13 protein-coding genes are annotated in these 15,266 nt (G+C 73.6%); 9 read left to right on the top strand and 4 right to left on the bottom strand.

Annotated features, from left to right (window positions below; genetic code table 11):
- Nucleotides 1–31 precede the first annotated feature (31 nt).
- From ACZ6O2_RS03935 to ACZ6O2_RS03895, 9 genes are all read left to right on the top strand, one after another.
- Nucleotides 32–1,060 carry a hypothetical protein gene (locus tag ACZ6O2_RS03935; protein ID WP_466021921.1) on the top strand — a complete coding sequence of 343 codons (1,029 nt, stop codon included), beginning with the start codon at nt 32–34 and terminating at the stop codon, nt 1,058–1,060.
- 46 nt (nt 1,061–1,106) lie between these two features.
- Entirely contained in the window at nt 1,107–1,448 is a 342-nt protein-coding gene (locus tag ACZ6O2_RS03930; RefSeq protein WP_466021920.1) for a hypothetical protein, read from the top strand.
- A gap of 278 nt (nt 1,449–1,726) precedes the next feature.
- The gene (locus ACZ6O2_RS03925; RefSeq protein ID WP_466021989.1) at nt 1,727–2,791 is read left to right on the top strand and encodes a BMP family lipoprotein; all 1,065 of its coding nucleotides are present in this window, start codon (nt 1,727–1,729) and stop codon (nt 2,789–2,791) included.
- A gap of 172 nt (nt 2,792–2,963) precedes the next feature.
- Complete coding sequence (locus ACZ6O2_RS03920) at nt 2,964–4,607, top strand: ABC transporter ATP-binding protein (protein WP_466021988.1); 1,644 nt, start codon at nt 2,964–2,966, stop codon at nt 4,605–4,607.
- Between the two features lie 76 nt (nt 4,608–4,683).
- Entirely contained in the window at nt 4,684–6,015 is a 1,332-nt protein-coding gene (locus ACZ6O2_RS03915; RefSeq protein ID WP_350712073.1) for an ABC transporter permease, read from the top strand.
- Between the two features lie 3 nt (nt 6,016–6,018).
- Nucleotides 6,019–7,299 carry an ABC transporter permease gene (locus tag ACZ6O2_RS03910; RefSeq protein WP_350712074.1) on the top strand — a complete coding sequence of 427 codons (1,281 nt, stop codon included), beginning with the start codon at nt 6,019–6,021 and terminating at the stop codon, nt 7,297–7,299.
- A 13-nt stretch (nt 7,300–7,312) separates the two neighbouring features.
- A complete protein-coding gene (locus tag ACZ6O2_RS03905) occupies nt 7,313–8,017 on the top strand; it encodes a cytidine deaminase (RefSeq protein ID WP_350712075.1) in 705 nt (234 codons plus the stop codon).
- A 185-nt stretch (nt 8,018–8,202) separates the two neighbouring features.
- The gene (locus ACZ6O2_RS03900) at nt 8,203–9,483 is read left to right on the top strand and encodes a thymidine phosphorylase (protein WP_466021919.1); all 1,281 of its coding nucleotides are present in this window, start codon (nt 8,203–8,205) and stop codon (nt 9,481–9,483) included.
- A gap of 110 nt (nt 9,484–9,593) precedes the next feature.
- Nucleotides 9,594–10,274: a DUF4272 domain-containing protein gene (locus tag ACZ6O2_RS03895; RefSeq protein WP_350712077.1), complete on the top strand. Its 681-nt coding sequence runs from the start codon at nt 9,594–9,596 to the stop codon at nt 10,272–10,274.
- 42 nt (nt 10,275–10,316) lie between these two features.
- On the opposite strand, the gene ACZ6O2_RS03890 is transcribed toward ACZ6O2_RS03895, so the two are convergent.
- Genes ACZ6O2_RS03890 through ACZ6O2_RS03875 form a run of 4 tightly spaced genes read right to left on the bottom strand, consistent with a single transcriptional unit; the run spans nt 10,317 to nt 15,223 of the window.
- Nucleotides 10,317–11,192, bottom strand: coding sequence for a putative RNA methyltransferase (locus ACZ6O2_RS03890; RefSeq protein WP_466021918.1), 876 nt, complete (start codon nt 11,190–11,192; stop codon nt 10,317–10,319).
- Nucleotide 11,193: 1 nt separating this feature from the next.
- Nucleotides 11,194–11,838 carry a response regulator transcription factor gene (locus tag ACZ6O2_RS03885; protein WP_350712079.1) on the bottom strand — a complete coding sequence of 215 codons (645 nt, stop codon included), beginning with the start codon at nt 11,836–11,838 and terminating at the stop codon, nt 11,194–11,196.
- Nucleotides 11,826–13,043, bottom strand: coding sequence for a sensor histidine kinase (locus tag ACZ6O2_RS03880; protein ID WP_466021917.1), 1,218 nt, complete (start codon nt 13,041–13,043; stop codon nt 11,826–11,828). Before ACZ6O2_RS03880 ends, ACZ6O2_RS03885 begins: the two co-directional genes overlap by 13 nt.
- Entirely contained in the window at nt 13,040–15,223 is a 2,184-nt protein-coding gene (locus ACZ6O2_RS03875) for an MMPL family transporter (RefSeq protein WP_466021916.1), read from the bottom strand. Before ACZ6O2_RS03875 ends, ACZ6O2_RS03880 begins: the two co-directional genes overlap by 4 nt.
- Between the last annotated feature and the right edge of the window lie 43 nt (nt 15,224–15,266).

Here is a 15,266-nt window from a genome sequence, read left to right as displayed (position 1 = left end):
AAAGAATGAGCGTTCGTTTTAGGAGGCTCCCATGTCGACCCGCACCCCGCCGCCCCTGCCGGCCGCCCTCGGTGTCGCCGCCCTGGCGGCGGTCCTGCTGGCGCTGCTCGTGCCCCTCTTCGCGGCTCCGGCCGCCAACCTGGCGCCGCGCGACCTGCCCGTGGCAGTCGCGGGCCCGGCGCCCGCCACCGGCGAACTGGCCGCCCGGCTCGCCGCCGCGCGGCCGGGAGCCTTCGACGTGACCACCCTCCCGGACGCCGCGGCAGCCGACCGGGCCCTGCGCGACCGAGAGGTGTACGCGGCGTTCGTCGCCGGCCCCGAGGGCGTCGCCCTGCACACCGCGCCGGCCGCCAGCCCGGCGGTCGCCGCGCTGCTCACCGAGGCGGCCGCCCAGCTCGCCGCCGGCCGCCCGGTGCCGGTGGTCGAGGTGGTCCCCGCCGCCCCGGACGACCCCCGGGGCGCCGGATTCGGCGCCGGCTTCCTGCCGTTCGCGATGGCGAGCCTGCTGGCCGGCGCGCTGCTGACCCTTCTGGTCGCCGGCCGGGTCGCCCGGCTGGTCGGCCTGGTGGTCTTCGGCGTCCTCGCCGGGGGCGCCGGCGTGGTCGTGCTGCACGGCTGGCTCGGCGTGCTCGACGGCGATCCGGCCGCCGAGGCGGCGGCGGTCGGGCTCTTCGCGCTGGCCTGCGCGGCCACGGTGGCGGGTCTCGGGGCGCTGCTCGGCCGGCCGGGCCTCGGCCTGGGCGCACTGCTGGTCTTCCTGGTCGGCAACCCGCTCTCGGCGGTCAGCGCGGCACCCGAGCTGCTGCCGCAGCCGTGGGGCACGGTCGGCCAGTTCCTGCCGGTGGGCGCCGGCGGCACCCTGCTGCGCTCGGTGGCCTTCTTCGACGGCGCCGGGTCCGCCCGGCCGCTCGCCGTCCTCGCCGGGTACGCGCTGGCCGGGCTGGTGCTGGTCCTGGTGGGGCGCCGGCCCTCCGGCGCCACCGCGGCCGGGTCGCCGCACCCGGTCGCCGCCGGGTCGCCGCGCCCGGTCGGCCCCCGGGCGGTGGCTGACACGCCCTGAACCGCCCCGCTACTACGGTCCGTCGTTGGTGGGGGAGGATGTGCGCGTGGAAGCTCTCAGACTGATACTGCGCTACGTCCATCTGATCGGTTTCGCCCTGCTGCTCGGCGGCGCGATCGTCCAGTACATCAGCGGAAAGCTGCGGATCAACCCGGCCATGCTCTGGGGTTCCGTGATCATGCTGCTGACCGGCATCGGCCTCTCCGCGCCGCTGCGCGACGGCAACGAGCCGGACCCGGCCAAACTTGTTACCAAGTTGGTGCTCGCCCTGCTGATCTTCGTCATGGTCTTCTTTTCCCGGAAGCGGGACGCGGTCAACCGCGGCCATTTCCTTGCGATCGTCGGGTTGACCCTGGTCAACGCGGCGGTGGCGGTCTTCTGGCGGTAACGTTTCCGCCAGGGGCTGCCCGGAAAAAACGGACGTTTCCGCGACGCCCCGGCGCTCACCTACCAGCACTCAGAGTGATCTGCCCCACCTAAGGGTTACGTAGGGGTAACAGGCGCTCAACGTTCGTGCACGATTGTCGGCCGGTGGGTGGGCGCGGGCGTACGCTCCCGTCCGTAACGTGGGACGCCGGCGGCGCAGCGCAGCCGGCTCATAGGGCTGCCACCGTGCAGGACGCGGTGTGCAATGGGGAAGGAGACGTCTTGCGCTCGGTGCGTGGGATGCGGATTGCCTCGGTCTTCGCGGTGGGTGGGCTCGTGCTGAGCGCCGCCGCGTGCGGTGAGGCTCCCGAGGACAGCAACAACGCCGGCAGCGGCGACAAGAAGTACAGCGCCTGCATGGTGACCGACGTCGGCGGCATCGACGACAAGTCGTTCAACACCTCGGCCTGGAAGGGTCTGGAGGAGGCCAAGAAGGCCAACCCCAACATCGACATCAAGTACGTCGCGTCGAAGGCCGAGGCGGACTACGAGGTCAACCTGACCCAGTACGTCAACCAGAAGTGCGACTTCATCCTGGCCGTCGGTGGCCTGATGGGTACCGCCACCTCGAAGATCGCCAAGGCGAACCCGAACCAGCAGTTCGGCATCGTCGACGCGAAGCTGCCGGAGAGCAACGTCTACCCGATGCAGTTCGACACCGCCCAGGCCGGCTTCCTCGCCGGTTACCTGGCCGCCGGCATGACCACGAGCGGCACGGTGGGCACCTACGGCGGCATGAAGATCCCGCCGGTCACCATCTTCATGGACGGCTACGTCGACGGCGTGGCCCACTACAACAAGACGAAGAGCAAGACCGTCAAGGTCGTCGGCTGGGACAAGGCGAGCCAGAACGGCTCCTTCACCAACGACTTCGTCAAGCAGGACGAGGGCAAGAAGGTCAGCGACGCGCTGGTCGCCCAGGGCGCCGACATCATCATGCCGGTCGCCGGCGGCTCGGGCCTCGGCACCACCGGCGCGGCCAAGGCGTCGGGCGGCAAGTACAACACCATCTGGGTGGACGTCGACGGCTGCGAGAGCACCCCGGACTGCTCGGCCATCATCACCACGGTCGCGAAGAACATCCCGGGCGCCGTCAAGGATGCCGTCGTCAAGGCCGCCAACGGCGAGAAGCTCTCGCACGACCCGGGCTACCTGGGCAACCTCGCCAACAACGGCGTCGGGCTCGCCCCGTACCACGAGTTCGACAGCAAGGTCCCGGCCGAGCTGAAGGCGGAGATCGACAAGCTGAAGGCGGACATCGCCGCCGGCACCGTCACCGTCACCTCCGCAGCCCAGCCGAAGTGAGGCGCCGCCGACCCACCCCGGTGAGACGATCACCGGGGTAGGGCCGGCGAGCGGTACAGCACGACGTTCCGGCCGTCCCGGCGTCGCGGGGAACCCCCACGGCGCCGGGGCGGCCGATCCGCTCCACCCCCGACGACGGCCCTGCGCCACGAGCGGTCCCCCGGCAGCTACGCTGCACCATCGCTTCGCACTCCAGGAGGTTGCGCTGAGACTCGAACTGCGCGGCATCACCAAGCGGTTCGGTGATCTGGTCGCCAACGACCACATCGACCTGACGGTGGAGCCTGGAGAGATCCACGCCCTGCTCGGCGAGAACGGCGCGGGCAAGTCGACCCTGATGAACGTGCTCTACGGGCTCTACCAGCCCGACGAGGGCGAGATCCTGGTCGACGGCGAGCCGTTGAAGCTGCGGGGGCCCTCCGACGCGATCGCGGCGGGGATCGGCATGGTGCACCAGCACTTCATGCTGGTGCCGGTCTTCACCGTCGCCGAGAACATCATGCTCGGCGCCGAGCAGGTCCGGGGCGGCATCGCCGGCTTCCTGGACCGGCGGCGGGCCCGGCGCGAGGTCGCCGAGGTCTCGGAGCGCTACAACCTGCGGGTCGACCCGGACGCGGTGATCGAGGACCTGCCGGTCGGCATCCAGCAGCGGGTGGAGATCGTCAAGGCGCTCACCCGCGACGTCGACCTGCTCATCCTCGACGAGCCGACGGCGGTGCTCACTCCGCAGGAGACCGAGGAACTGCTCACCGTCATGCGGTCGCTCAAGGCCGCCGGCAAGTCGATCGTCTTCATCACGCACAAGCTGGGCGAGGTCAAGGCGATCGCCGACCGGATCACCGTCATCCGGCGCGGGAAGACCGTCGGCACCGCCTCTCCCGAGGCCAGCCGGGACGAGCTGGCCGCCCTCATGGTCGGCCGCAGCGTCCGGCTCACCGTGGAGAAGGAGCCGGCCACCCCCGGCAAGCCGATCCTGGAGGTCGCCGGCCTGGTCGTCGACGACGACCGGCAGATCCGGGCGGTCGACGGGATCGACCTGACCGTACGCGCGGGCGAGGTGCTCGGCGTGGCGGGCGTGCAGGGCAACGGCCAGACCGAGCTGATCGAGGCGATCATGGGGCTGCGCCCGACGCTCGCCGGCACGATCACGCTCGACGGTCAGCAGGTCAACGGCTGGTCGACCAAGAAGGTGCTCCGCGCCGGCGTCGGCTACGTGCCGGAGGACCGCAGCGTCGACGGCGTGGTCAAGGAGTTCTCCGTCGCGGAGAACCTGGTGCTCGACATCTACGACCGGCCGCCCTTCGGCAAGGGCCTGGCGCTCAAGCCGGACGCCATCGCGAAGTCGGCGAAGGAGCGGATCGCGCAGTTCGACGTCCGCACCTCCTCGGCCGACGCGCCGGTCGGCACCCTCTCGGGCGGCAACCAGCAGAAGGTGATCGTGGCCCGGGAGCTGTCCCGGCCGCTGAAGCTCTTCATCGCCGCCCAGCCGACCCGGGGCGTCGACGTCGGGTCCATCGAGTTCATCCACAGCCGGGTCATCCGCGAGCGGGACGTCGGCACCGCCGTCATGGTGGTCTCCAGCGAACTCGACGAGGTGATCGGCCTGGCCGACCGGATCGCCGTGATGTACCGCGGCCGGATCATCGGCATCGTCGGCCCGGACACCCCGCGCGAGGAGATCGGCCTGCTGATGGCCGGCATCACCCCCGACGCGGCGCCCGCCGCCGCGACCGGTACGACCGCGGACGCCACGACGGCCGACGGCGGCGCGGCGGCCCCCGCCGCCGAGGGCCCTGGTAGCGAGGACGAGGCATGAGCGAGCGAAGCGAGCGAATCATCAGGCTCTGTGCGGTGATGCCTCATGGCGGCACGGAGCGAAGCGGAGTGCCGGCATGAGCAACCCGAACCCCCCGTCGGGCTCCCCGGACAAGGCGCCGGCGACCGAGGCGCAGGCCGCGCAGACCGCACTCGGCAACACCGAGCGCGCCGAGACGGCCACCTCCCCGAAGCAGCCGGAGCCGGAGGCGAAGCCCTCGCTGGGGCGGCTGTTCCTGGACAACCTCTGGGCCGCGAACACCTTCACGGTGACGCTGCTGTCGCTGGTCCTGGCGATGGTCGTCGGCGCCGTGCTGATGATCGTCTCCGACCCCGAGGTGCTGGCCACCTACAGCTACATCACCGCCCGGCCGTCCGACGCGCTCAACGCGAGCTGGACGCTGGTCAGCGAGGCGTACGGCAACCTGTTCAAGGGCGCCGTCTTCGACCCCGAGGCGGTCGGCTTCCAGGCCGTGATGAGCCCGATCTCCGAGACGCTCACCTACACCGCGCCGCTGGTCTTCACCGGCCTGTCGGTGGCGCTGGCGTTCCGGGGCGGCCTGTTCAACATCGGCGCCCAGGGCCAGGCCACGATGGGCGTGATCCTGGCCGCGCTGGCCGGCTTCCTGCTGCCGTTGCCGCCCGGCCTGCACCTGCTCGTCGCGGTGCTCGCCGGCGCGCTCGGCGGGGCGATCTGGGGCTTCATCCCGGGCATCCTCAAGGCGCGCGCCGGCGCCCACGAGGTGATCAACACGATCATGCTCAACTACATCGCCACGTACTTCCTGACCTGGATCATCGTGCAGAACGGCATCCAGGACCCGAACCGTACGGACGCGATCAGCAAGCCGGTCGACCCGTCGGCCCAGCTGCCCCGGCTGTTCGGCGACGGGCTGCGGGTGCACGCCGGCATCATCCTGGCGGTGCTGGCCACCTGGGCCGTCTGGTGGCTGCTGAACCGCTCCACGCTCGGCTTCGAGCTGCGCGCGGTGGGCGCCAACCCGGACGCCGCGCGGACCGCCGGCATCAGCGTCACCCGGACGTACGTCCTGATCATGGTCTTCGCCGGGATCCTGGCCGGCCTCGGCGGCTCGAACATGGTGCTCGGCACCACCGCCAGCGCGCTCACCCCGCTGGTGGTCGCGCAGATCGGCTTCGACGGCATCCTGGTGGCGCTGCTCGGCCGGGTGAAGCCGTGGGGCGTGGCGCTGGCCGCGCTGCTCTTCGGCGCGCTCCAGGCCGGCGGCAACCGGATGCAGTCGTACTCGGGGATCTCGCTGGAGCTGGTCACCGTGCTCCAGGCGCTGATCGTCATCTTCATCGCCGCGCCGGCCCTGGTGAAGGCGATCTTCCAGCTCCGGGCCGCCCGCGCCGCCCGGTTGCAGACGAGCCTGGCGAAGGGCTGGTAACTCATGTCCACCATGGCTGTCGAAGACGTCGCCGTCGCCCCCGTCGACCTGGGGTTCTGGACCCGCACCCGCAAGGTCGGCGCCGTGCTGCTCGGGCTCGGCCTGCTGGCGACGGTGCTGTTCGGGGCGCTCGCCACCGGCGAGCAGGCCCGCTTCACCCTCAGCGAGGACGCCGCCGGCGCCGCCCTGAAGATCGACGGCACGCTCGGCGCGATTCTCTTCGGAGTCGTCGCCGTGGCCGCCGGCGTCGCGATGCTCGCCGGGTTGCCGAAGCGCTGGTTCACCCTCGTGCTCGGCGTCGGCCTGGTCGGCTTCGTGCTGTCGTTCCTCTGCTGGCAGGTCTCGGCCGCGCCGAACGGGCAGAACTTCATGCCGCTGGTCAACATCGTCCGGGGCACGTTCATCCTGGCCCTGCCGCTGATCTTCGGCGCGCTGGCCGGCGTGCTGTGCGAGCGCTCCGGCGTGGTCAACGTGGCCATCGAGGGGCAGTTGCTGATGGGCGCCTTCAGCGGGGCGCTCTTCGGCAGCCTCTCCGGCAACGTCTGGGTGGGCCTGGTCGCGGCGGCGCTCGGCGGCGCGTTCATCTCCCTGCTGCTGGCCGTCTTCTCGATCCGCTATTTGGTCGACCAGGTGGTCATGGGCATCGTGCTCAACCTGCTGGCGGTCGGCGTCACCGGCTTCCTCTACGAGCGGCTGATGCAGCCCAACGCGCAGAAATACAACAGCGCGCCCCGGTTCAGCAACTGGGAGATCCCGCTGTTGTCGGACATCCCGCTGATCGGGCCGGCGCTGTTCCGGGGCAACATCTTCCTCTACCTCGGCCTCCTGCTGGTGCTGGTCATCCACATCGCACTGTTCCGCACCCGGTGGGGCCTGCGGACCCGCTCGGTCGGCGAGCACCCGACCGCCGCCGACACGCTGGGCGTCCGCGTGCTCGGGCTGCGCTACCGCAACGTGCTGCTCGCCGGGGTGGTCGCCGGCATCGGCGGCGCCTCGTACACGCTGGCGCTCTACTCGTTCACCAAGAACATGATCGGCGGCAAGGGCTTCATCGCCCTGGCCGCACTGATCTTCGGCCGGTGGAGCCCGACGGGCGCCCTGCTCGCGGCGCTCTTCTTCGGCTTCGCCGACCAGCTCGCCACGTACCTGGGCGCGATCAACAGCGCCATCCCGAGCCAGTTCCTGGCCATGCTGCCCTACCTGGCGACGATCCTGGCGGTGGCCGGTCTGGTCGGCCGGGTCCGGGCGCCGGCCGCCGACGGCAAGCCGTATATCAAGGGCTGACGGGGAGCACGACATGGAGATCGACTGGGAGCGGCTGCGGGCCGCCGCCACGGACGTGATGCGGCACGCGTACGTGCCGTACTCGAAGTTCCCCGTCGGGGCAGCCGCCCTGGTCGACGACGGCCGCGTGGTGGTCGGCTGCAACGTGGAGAACGCCGCGTACGGCGTGGTGCTCTGCGCCGAGTGCGGCGTGGTCTCCTCGTTGCACGCCACCGGCGGCGGCCGGATCGTCGCCCTGTCCTGCGTCGACGCCACCGGCGAGCCGCTGATGCCGTGCGGCCGGTGCCGCCAGCTGCTGTGGGAGCAGGGCGGCCCGGAGTGCCTGATCGAGGCCAGGGGCGGCCCGCTGCGGATGGCCGAGCTGCTGCCGCACGCCTTCGACGTGGCAGACCTCGAGGCGGTCACCGGGGAGGCGCCGGTGCCGGTGGTGCCGGAGCGGTTGGCGGCCTGGCGCGGCCGGGGCACGGTCTTCGTTCACCCCGACCTCTCCGCCGGCCAGCAGGTCTGGACGGCCTACTGGGAGCGGTCCGCGGGCGACAGCGAGGGCGCCGAGACCGGCGTGCTCGAGGAGGGCCCGAGCTGGGACGACCCGGCGGAGGCGATCGCCTGGGGGCACGCCCGCACGCCCCGGGTCGTGGTCGTGGACGCCTCGGGCACGATCTTCTGGGCCGGCGAGGGCGAGCCGCCGATGGAGATCCCTGTCCGCTGGGGTGGTTGAGTTCAGAGCCGGCTGGGGCCTGCCGTGCCCGGCTCCGGTTGGTTGAGCTTGGGGATCGGGCCGACCATGACCGGCTCCGGGCGGTCAGGCTTGATCCCTCCGCCGGTCACGGTCGGCCCGATCCGTCGGTGGTCGGTGGTCGCGGCCCGTCGGCCGGTTCCGCAACGATTGATAGGAACTCAAAGGTGAGCGCTTTTACGGCGGTTGACGTCATCCGGGTCAAGCGGGACGGGGATGTGCTCTCCGACGCGCAGATCGACTGGGTGGTGGATGCGTACACCCGGGGGCTGGTCGCCGACGAGCAGATGTCGGCGTTGGCCATGGCGATCCTGCTGCGCGGCATGACCGCGCCGGAGATCGCCCGGTGGACCGCCGCGATGATCGCCAGCGGGGAGCGGCTCGACCTCTCCGCCGTCGACCGGCCGACCGTCGACAAGCACTCCACCGGCGGCGTCGGCGACAAGATCACCCTTCCGCTGACCCCGTTGGTCGCGGCGTGCGGCGCGGCCGTGCCGCAGCTCAGCGGTCGTGGCCTCGGCCACACCGGCGGCACGCTCGACAAGCTGGAGTCCATCCCCGGCTGGCGGGCGGCGCTGCGCAACGACGAGTTCATCGCCCAGCTCCGGGACGTGGGCGCGGTGATCTGCGCGGCCGGCGCGGGGCTCGCCCCGGCCGACCGCAAGCTGTACGCGCTGCGCGACGTGACCGGCACCGTCGAGGCCATCCCGCTGATCGCCAGCTCGATCATGAGCAAGAAGATCGCCGAGGGCACCGGGGCGCTGGTGCTCGACGTGAAGGTCGGCTCCGGCGCGTTCATGAAGTCCGTCGAGCAGGCCCGCGAGCTGGCCCGGACGATGGTGGAGCTGGGCGGCGCGCACGGCGTGCGGACCGTCGCCCTGCTCACCGACATGTCGACCCCGCTCGGCCTGGCCATCGGCAACGCCGTCGAGGTGACCGAGTCGGTCGAGGTGCTGGCCGGGGGCGGCCCCGCCGACGTGGTCGAGCTGACCCTGGCGCTGGCCCGCGAGATGCTCGACGCGGCCGGGCTGCCGGACGCCGACCCGGAGGCCGCGCTGCGCGACGGCCGGGCGATGGACTCCTGGCGCGCGATGATCCGCGCCCAGGGCGGCGACCCGGACGTTCCGATGCCGACCGCGAACGAGGCCGAGGTGGTCCGCGCGGACGCGGACGGCTTCGTCGCCTCGGTCGACGCGTACGCCATGGGGGTGGCCGCCTGGCGGCTCGGCGCCGGACGGGCGCGCAAGGAGGACCCGGTCAGCGTGCCGGCGGGGGTGGTGCTGCACAAGCGGCCCGGCGACCCGGTGCGGGCCGGCGACCCCCTCTACGAGCTGCGCGCGGAGCACGCCGCCCGGATTCCGGCGGCGCGGGACGACGCCGCGCGGGCGGTGCGGATCTCGCCGACCGCGCCCGCCGCGACGCCGTTGGTCATCGAGCGCATCGGCTGAGCGGGGCGGTCGCCGGGGCGGCATGGTGCCGGCCGGCTCGGAGCGCTATCCTCCCTGGCCAGGGGGACAACCGGCGCCGAGTCGTCGCGAGCAGACAGGACATTTCCGCCGTGACCGTACCTGCCCCCGATCCACGGGAGGTGCGTGAGGCGAGCCTGGACGAGTTGTCCCGGCTGCGTCTCCCGCTGCCGCCACCCCAGTTCCCGCTCGTGTGGGAGCCCGGCGACCAGATCGAACTGCGACCCACCGCGGAGATCGAGGCCCGGATCGCCGTGCTGCACCTGATCCTCGCGCGCTGCTTCGGGATGCCGCCGCAGGCCGCGATGAGCTGGCTGCTCGCCTCGCACCTGGTCGAGATGGTCACGCCGCCGGAGTTCCAGTTCGTGACCGGCGGCAAGGGCGACCACCGGTCGTTCGTGCTGCACCATGACGCGCTCTTCGCGCTGGCCTGGGTGCTCGGCCTGACCAAGCAGCTCGACCCGACCCTGCCGGTGGACGAGCGGCTGGTGGAGCGGATGCCGCACATCCCCGGCGGGGAGACCTTCGGCCAGTGGCGTGCCCGGATCCTCGCGGCCCCGCAGCACCCCGCCGACGCGGCCGCGCTGCTCGACCTGCACTACTGCCTCGACTGGGCGTACCTGGAGACGGAGCGGGCCGGCCGCACGCCGCCCGGCCTGGTCGACGCCAACGCCATCGGCCAGCGCCGGTGGGCGCTGGAGTGGGCGGTGGTCCTGCGGGGGCCCTACCACGACGAGCCCCCGGGCTGGGAAGAGGTCGACCTCTCCACCTGACCCGCCGGGCCGGCCGGGGCCTCACCACCCCGATTTGCCGGGTCAGCGCGGGCCCGGCCGCCAGACGGTGAGGTCCACCGCGACGGTCACCCGGACCGGCTCGGGCAGCGCGGCGACCCGGGCGGCGAGCCCGGCCGGGTCGGTGTGCCACGCGCTCGGGCCCATCCCGACCAGCGTCGCGACCTCCGGCCCGGTCAGCGCCAGCTCCCGCCGGTGCCCGGTCGACGCCACCTGCGCGAAGCGCCCGCCCAGGCTCTCGGCGACCCGGTCCGCCTTGGCCGGGTCCACCCGGAGCAGGCCGAGCGCGCCGACCAGCTCGGCGAGGTGCTCCTCGGCCGGCGTCACCACCAGCAGGGACCCGGCCGGGTCGAGGACCCGGTGGAACTCCGCGCCGTTGCGCGGGGCGAAGACGTTCAGCAGCACGGCGGTGCCGGCGTCGGCCAGCGGCAGCCCCTGCCAGGTGTCGGCCAGCGCCGCCGCCGCGCGGGGATGCGCCCGCGCCGCCCGGCGCAGTGCCGGCTTCGACACGTCCAGGGCCAGGCCCACCGCGTCCGGCAGCGCCGCCAGCACCGCCGCGAGGTGCCGGCCGGTCCCCGCACCGGCGTCCACCACCAGGGGGTACGCCCCGGGCCGCGCCGCGCGGACCCGGTCCGCGGCCTCCGTCGCGGCGGTGGCGAGCGCGGTCGAGATCAGGTCGTAGTGGCCGGCGGCCAGGAAGTCGGCGCGGGCGGCCACCATCTCGGCGGTGTCCCCGGCGTGCGGGGCGCGGCCGGCGAGCAGGTTGACGTAGCCCTGCCGGGCGACGTCGAAGCTGTGCCGGCGCGGGCAGCGCAGCGCGGTGGCGGTGCCGGCGGCGGCCTCCGCCAGCGGCTCGGCGCAGACCGGGCAGCGGAGCCGGTCGACGATGCGGGTGTCCACGTCAGGCGTCCAGGTACGTCAGCACCGCGCGTACCCGCCGGTGGTCGTCGTCGCAGTCGCGCAGGTCGAGCTTCGTGAAGATCGAGTTGATGTGTTTGCTGACCGCCTTCTCGGTGACCACCAGGCGCTGCGCGATCGCGCCGTTGGAGCGTCCCTCGGCCATCAGCGCCAGCACCTCGTGCTCGCGCGGGGTGAGCCGGCCCAGCGGCGCGGCGTGGGCCGGCCGGGCGAGCAGCTGCGAGACCACCTCGGGGTCCATCGCCATGCCGCCCCCGGCCACCCGGTGCACCGCGGCGACGAACTGCGCCACGTCGGCCACCCGGTCCTTGAGCAGGTAGCCCACCGCGCCCGCGCCGTCGGAGAGCAGCTCCCGGGCGTAGAGCTGCTCGACGTACTGGGAGAGGACCAGCACCGGCAGGCCGGGCACCCGGGCGCGGGCGGCCAGCGCCGCCCGCAGCCCCTCGTCGGTGTGCCCGGGCGGCAGCCGGACGTCCACCACGGCTACGTCGGGGCGGTGCTCCAGCAGGGCGGCGAGCAGGTCGTCGCCGGTCTCCACGGCGGCCACCACCTCGTCGCCGTACGCGGTGAAGAGCCGGATCAGCCCGTCGCGCAGCAGCACCAGGTCCTCGGCGATCACGATGCGCACGGCAGCTCCACGTCGACCACGGTAGGCCCACCGTCCGGGGAGCTGATCCGCACCCGGCCGTCGAAGACCGCGAGCCGCCGCCGGATGCCGGCCAGACCCGTGCCCCGCGCCGGGTCGGCGCCGCCCCGACCGTCGTCGGAGACGGTCAGCCGGACCGTGCCGTCGACCCGGTGCAGCCGCACCGCCACCCGGGCCGCGCCGCTGTGCCGGGCGGCGTTGGTGATCAGCTCGGCGACGGTGAAGTAGAGCGCCGACTCCAGCGGGGGCGCCAGCCGCTCGGGCAGGTCGACGTCCAGGTCGACCGGGAGGGCCGCGCCGAGGGCGAGGGCGGCGACGCCGCCGGCGAGCCCCCGGTCCGCCAGCACCGGCGGGTGGATGCCGCGTACGACGTCGCGCAGCTCGGACAGGGCGGTGCCGGCGGCGGAGCGGGCCTCGGTGACCAGCCCCCGGGCCGCCTCCGGGTCCCGGGCCAGCAGTTCCTCGGCGAGGCCGAGGTTCATCGCCATCGCGACCAGCCGCGCCTGCGCGCCGTCGTGCAGGTCGCGCTCGATCCGGCGCAGCTCGGCCGCCTGGGCGTCGACGGTCTGGGCGCGGGTGTCGGCCAGCTCCTCCACCCGCTCGGCGAGGGCCGCCCGGGCGGTCGGCGCGAGCAGTGCCCGGGTCAGCCGGTGCTCCAGGTGGAGCAGCCCCCGGGGCAGCCAGTACGCCCCGACCCCCACCAGCAGCGCGAGCACCACGGCCAGCGCGGCGTTGCGCAGCGAGTCGATCGGCAGGCCGAGGAAGTTGTCGATCGCGCCGGGCGCCACCGTGTGGATCAGCGGCAGGGCGAGGCCCTGCGCGACGCCGAGCCAGAGCCCCACGGCCAGCACCACGGCGACCGGGGCGAGACAGAAGTGGGCGAACAGGAACGCCAGGTCCCGATAGGTGGCCGGATCCCCGGCCGCCGTCCGCAACCGGGCCGCCAGCCCGCCGGTCACCGGCCGGTACGGGGACCGGACCGGTGGGCCCGGCACCCGGCGGCGCTGCCGGTCCAGCAGCGTCCGGGTGCCGGCGAGGGTGCGGTCGAGCAGGGGCAGGCCGACACCGAGCAGGCTGAGCCCGGCGGTGAGGAGCGTGGCCAGCGCGAGCCCGATGCCCGCCCCGGCCAGCCCCGCCCCGACGGCCAACTGGTGCAGCTCCCGCCATGCCCGCCGCACCCCACTCATCGGGCCATTGTCCCAGCCGGCGCGGCGTCCCCCGCCGGCGCGGTTACCGGCTCGGCCTCCGGCGTGACGCCCGGCAGGGGAGCGGGGCCGGGCACGGGGCGGGTACGCGCCGGCCAGAAGGCGGCCCGACCGGTGAGCGCGGCCAGCGCCGGCACCAGGAGCCAGGAGAGCCCGAACGTCGAGATCAGCACGCCGACCGCGACGGCGAGCCCGATCTGGGCCAGCATCGGCGACACCACGAGCACCCCGAAGCTGCCGGCCAGGATGACCCCGGCGGCGGCGACCGCCGGGCCGGCCCGGCGTACCGCCTCCGCGGCGGCCTGACGGGCCGGCCGTCCCGCGCGCAGTTCCTCCCGGAACCGGGCGATCATCAGGATGTTGTAGTCGGTCCCGATCGCGGTGACGAAGAGGAACACGACCAGCGGCAGTTGGAAGTTGAGCCCCGACTGGCCGCCGATGACCTGGAACACCAGCACGCTGGTGCCGAGGGTGGCGGCGAACCCGAGCGCGACCGCCGCGAGCAGGCCCAGCGAGGCGAGCAGGCCGCGCAGCATCAGCAGCAGGAGCAGCCCGATCAGCCCGGCGGCCACCGGGAAGATCAGCCGGAGGTCCTCGTCGAGCACGGTCCGGATGTCGGCGAAGGTGGCGGTCTCCCCACCGACGTACGCCCGGGTGCCGGGCGGTGCGGCGGCGTGCGCGGCCGGGCGTAGCTGGTTCTCCACCGCGTCCATCGCCCGCTGCGAGTACGGGGGCTCGGTGAGCAGCAGCCGCACCCGGGCCACGTCCCCCTCGATCTCGACCCCGCCCGGGGCCGCCACGATCGGCACCTCGGCGAGGCGCGCGGCGAACCGTTCGGCGGTGGCCGCGTCCACCCCGGCGCCGGTGAGGTACACGACCGTCGGGGAGAGCGTCCCGGCGGGCAGGCCCGAGTGGAGCCACTCCAGCGCCCGGGCCGACTCGGAGCCGGGTGGCAGCGTGTCGAGTTCGTAGCTGGGCCGGACCTGCAGCGCGCCGAGACCGAGCAGCAGGAGGGCGGCCACCGTGGCCAGCGTGACCCGGGCCGGCCGGCGGGCGACCAGACGGGCGGTCCGGGCCGACCGCCCGGTCGCCTCGTCGCCGCCGTGGCCCGGCGTCGACCCGGCACCCGGCGCGACCAGCTTCGCCGGCCACCAGGCCCGGCGGCCGAGCAGTGAGTAGACCGCGGGGAACAGGGTCAGCGCGGCGGCCACCATGAGCAGGACGGCGACGGCCAGCGCCGGGCCGAGCACCTGGAAGGACGCGAGCCGGGAGAGCACCAGCGCGCCGAACGCCACCGCCACGACCAGCGCGGACACGGTGACCACCCCGCCGATCCGGCTGGCCGCGTGGACCATCGCGGTACGGCGGTCGTCGCCGGCCCGGAGACGTTCCCGGTAGCGGAAGAGCAGGAAGACGGCGTAGTCGGTGCCGATGCCGAGCAGCACGACCGGAAGCAGGCCCGTGGTGGAGGCGTCCAGGGCGTATCCGAAGACCTTCCCGCCCAGGGCGAGCAGCCCGGCGGCGGCCTGCGCGACCAGCAGCACGAGGAACAGGTTGAGCAGCGCGATCGCCGGGCTGCGGAAGACGACCAGCAGCAGGACCAGGATCACCAGCATCATGGCGCCGTGGACGATCATGTCGAGCAGGAAGCTGTCGGCCGCGCCGGCGGCCTGCCCGGTCCAGCCACCGACCAGGCCGGTTCCCGCCAGCGCGTCGTCGGTGGCCGCCCGCAGCCGCTTGACCGTCTGGACGGTCGTCTCCGCGTGCGCGGCGTCGGGCAGGCGTGCCTCGGCCAGGCGTAGCCGCCCGTCCGGGGCGGTCGCGCCGGCGGTCACCCCGGTGACGCCGACGACCCGCAGTTGCTGCGGCAGCCGGTCGATCCGGGCGCTGTCGTCGGCGGTCAGCGCCGCCCCGTCGGCCCGTCGGACGACCAGCACCGCGCTGCTGCCCGGTGGTTCGGGGAAGATCCGGGATCCGATCGCGGCGGCCCGCGCGGACTCGTACCGGTCGGGCAGGAACTCGGCCTGGCTGTCGGCGGGCCGAGGCCCCTCCGGCCCGTAGACGGCGAAGGTGGCGGCGGTCAGCGCGGCGATGGCGAGCAGCCAGCCGGCGATCACCCGCCCCGGACGCCGGACCACCGCCGTGGCCAATGTCGTGAACACGTGCAACTCTCCCCGTCTCGGCTTCTGGTGACGCCAGTGACGC

The sequence above is a fragment of the Micromonospora sp. NPDC048040 genome (genome assembly GCF_055587185.1).
This window is presented reverse-complemented; position numbering and strand designations above follow the sequence as displayed.

Excerpts from the sequence above, each read along its gene's own strand:
- ACZ6O2_RS03915 (WP_350712073.1), top strand. The coding sequence starts at position 4,684 with ATGAGCAACCCGAACCCCCCGTCGGGCTCCCCGGACAAGGCGCCGGCG.
- ACZ6O2_RS03905 (WP_350712075.1), top strand. The coding sequence starts at position 7,313 with ATGGAGATCGACTGGGAGCGGCTGCGGGCCGCCGCCACGGACGTGATG.
- ACZ6O2_RS03910 (WP_350712074.1), top strand. The coding sequence starts at position 6,019 with ATGTCCACCATGGCTGTCGAAGACGTCGCCGTCGCCCCCGTCGACCTG.
- ACZ6O2_RS03880 (WP_466021917.1), bottom strand. The coding sequence starts at position 13,043 with ATGAGTGGGGTGCGGCGGGCATGGCGGGAGCTGCACCAGTTGGCCGTC.
- ACZ6O2_RS03925 (WP_466021989.1), top strand. The coding sequence starts at position 1,727 with ATGCGGATTGCCTCGGTCTTCGCGGTGGGTGGGCTCGTGCTGAGCGCC.
- ACZ6O2_RS03935 (WP_466021921.1), top strand. The coding sequence starts at position 32 with ATGTCGACCCGCACCCCGCCGCCCCTGCCGGCCGCCCTCGGTGTCGCC.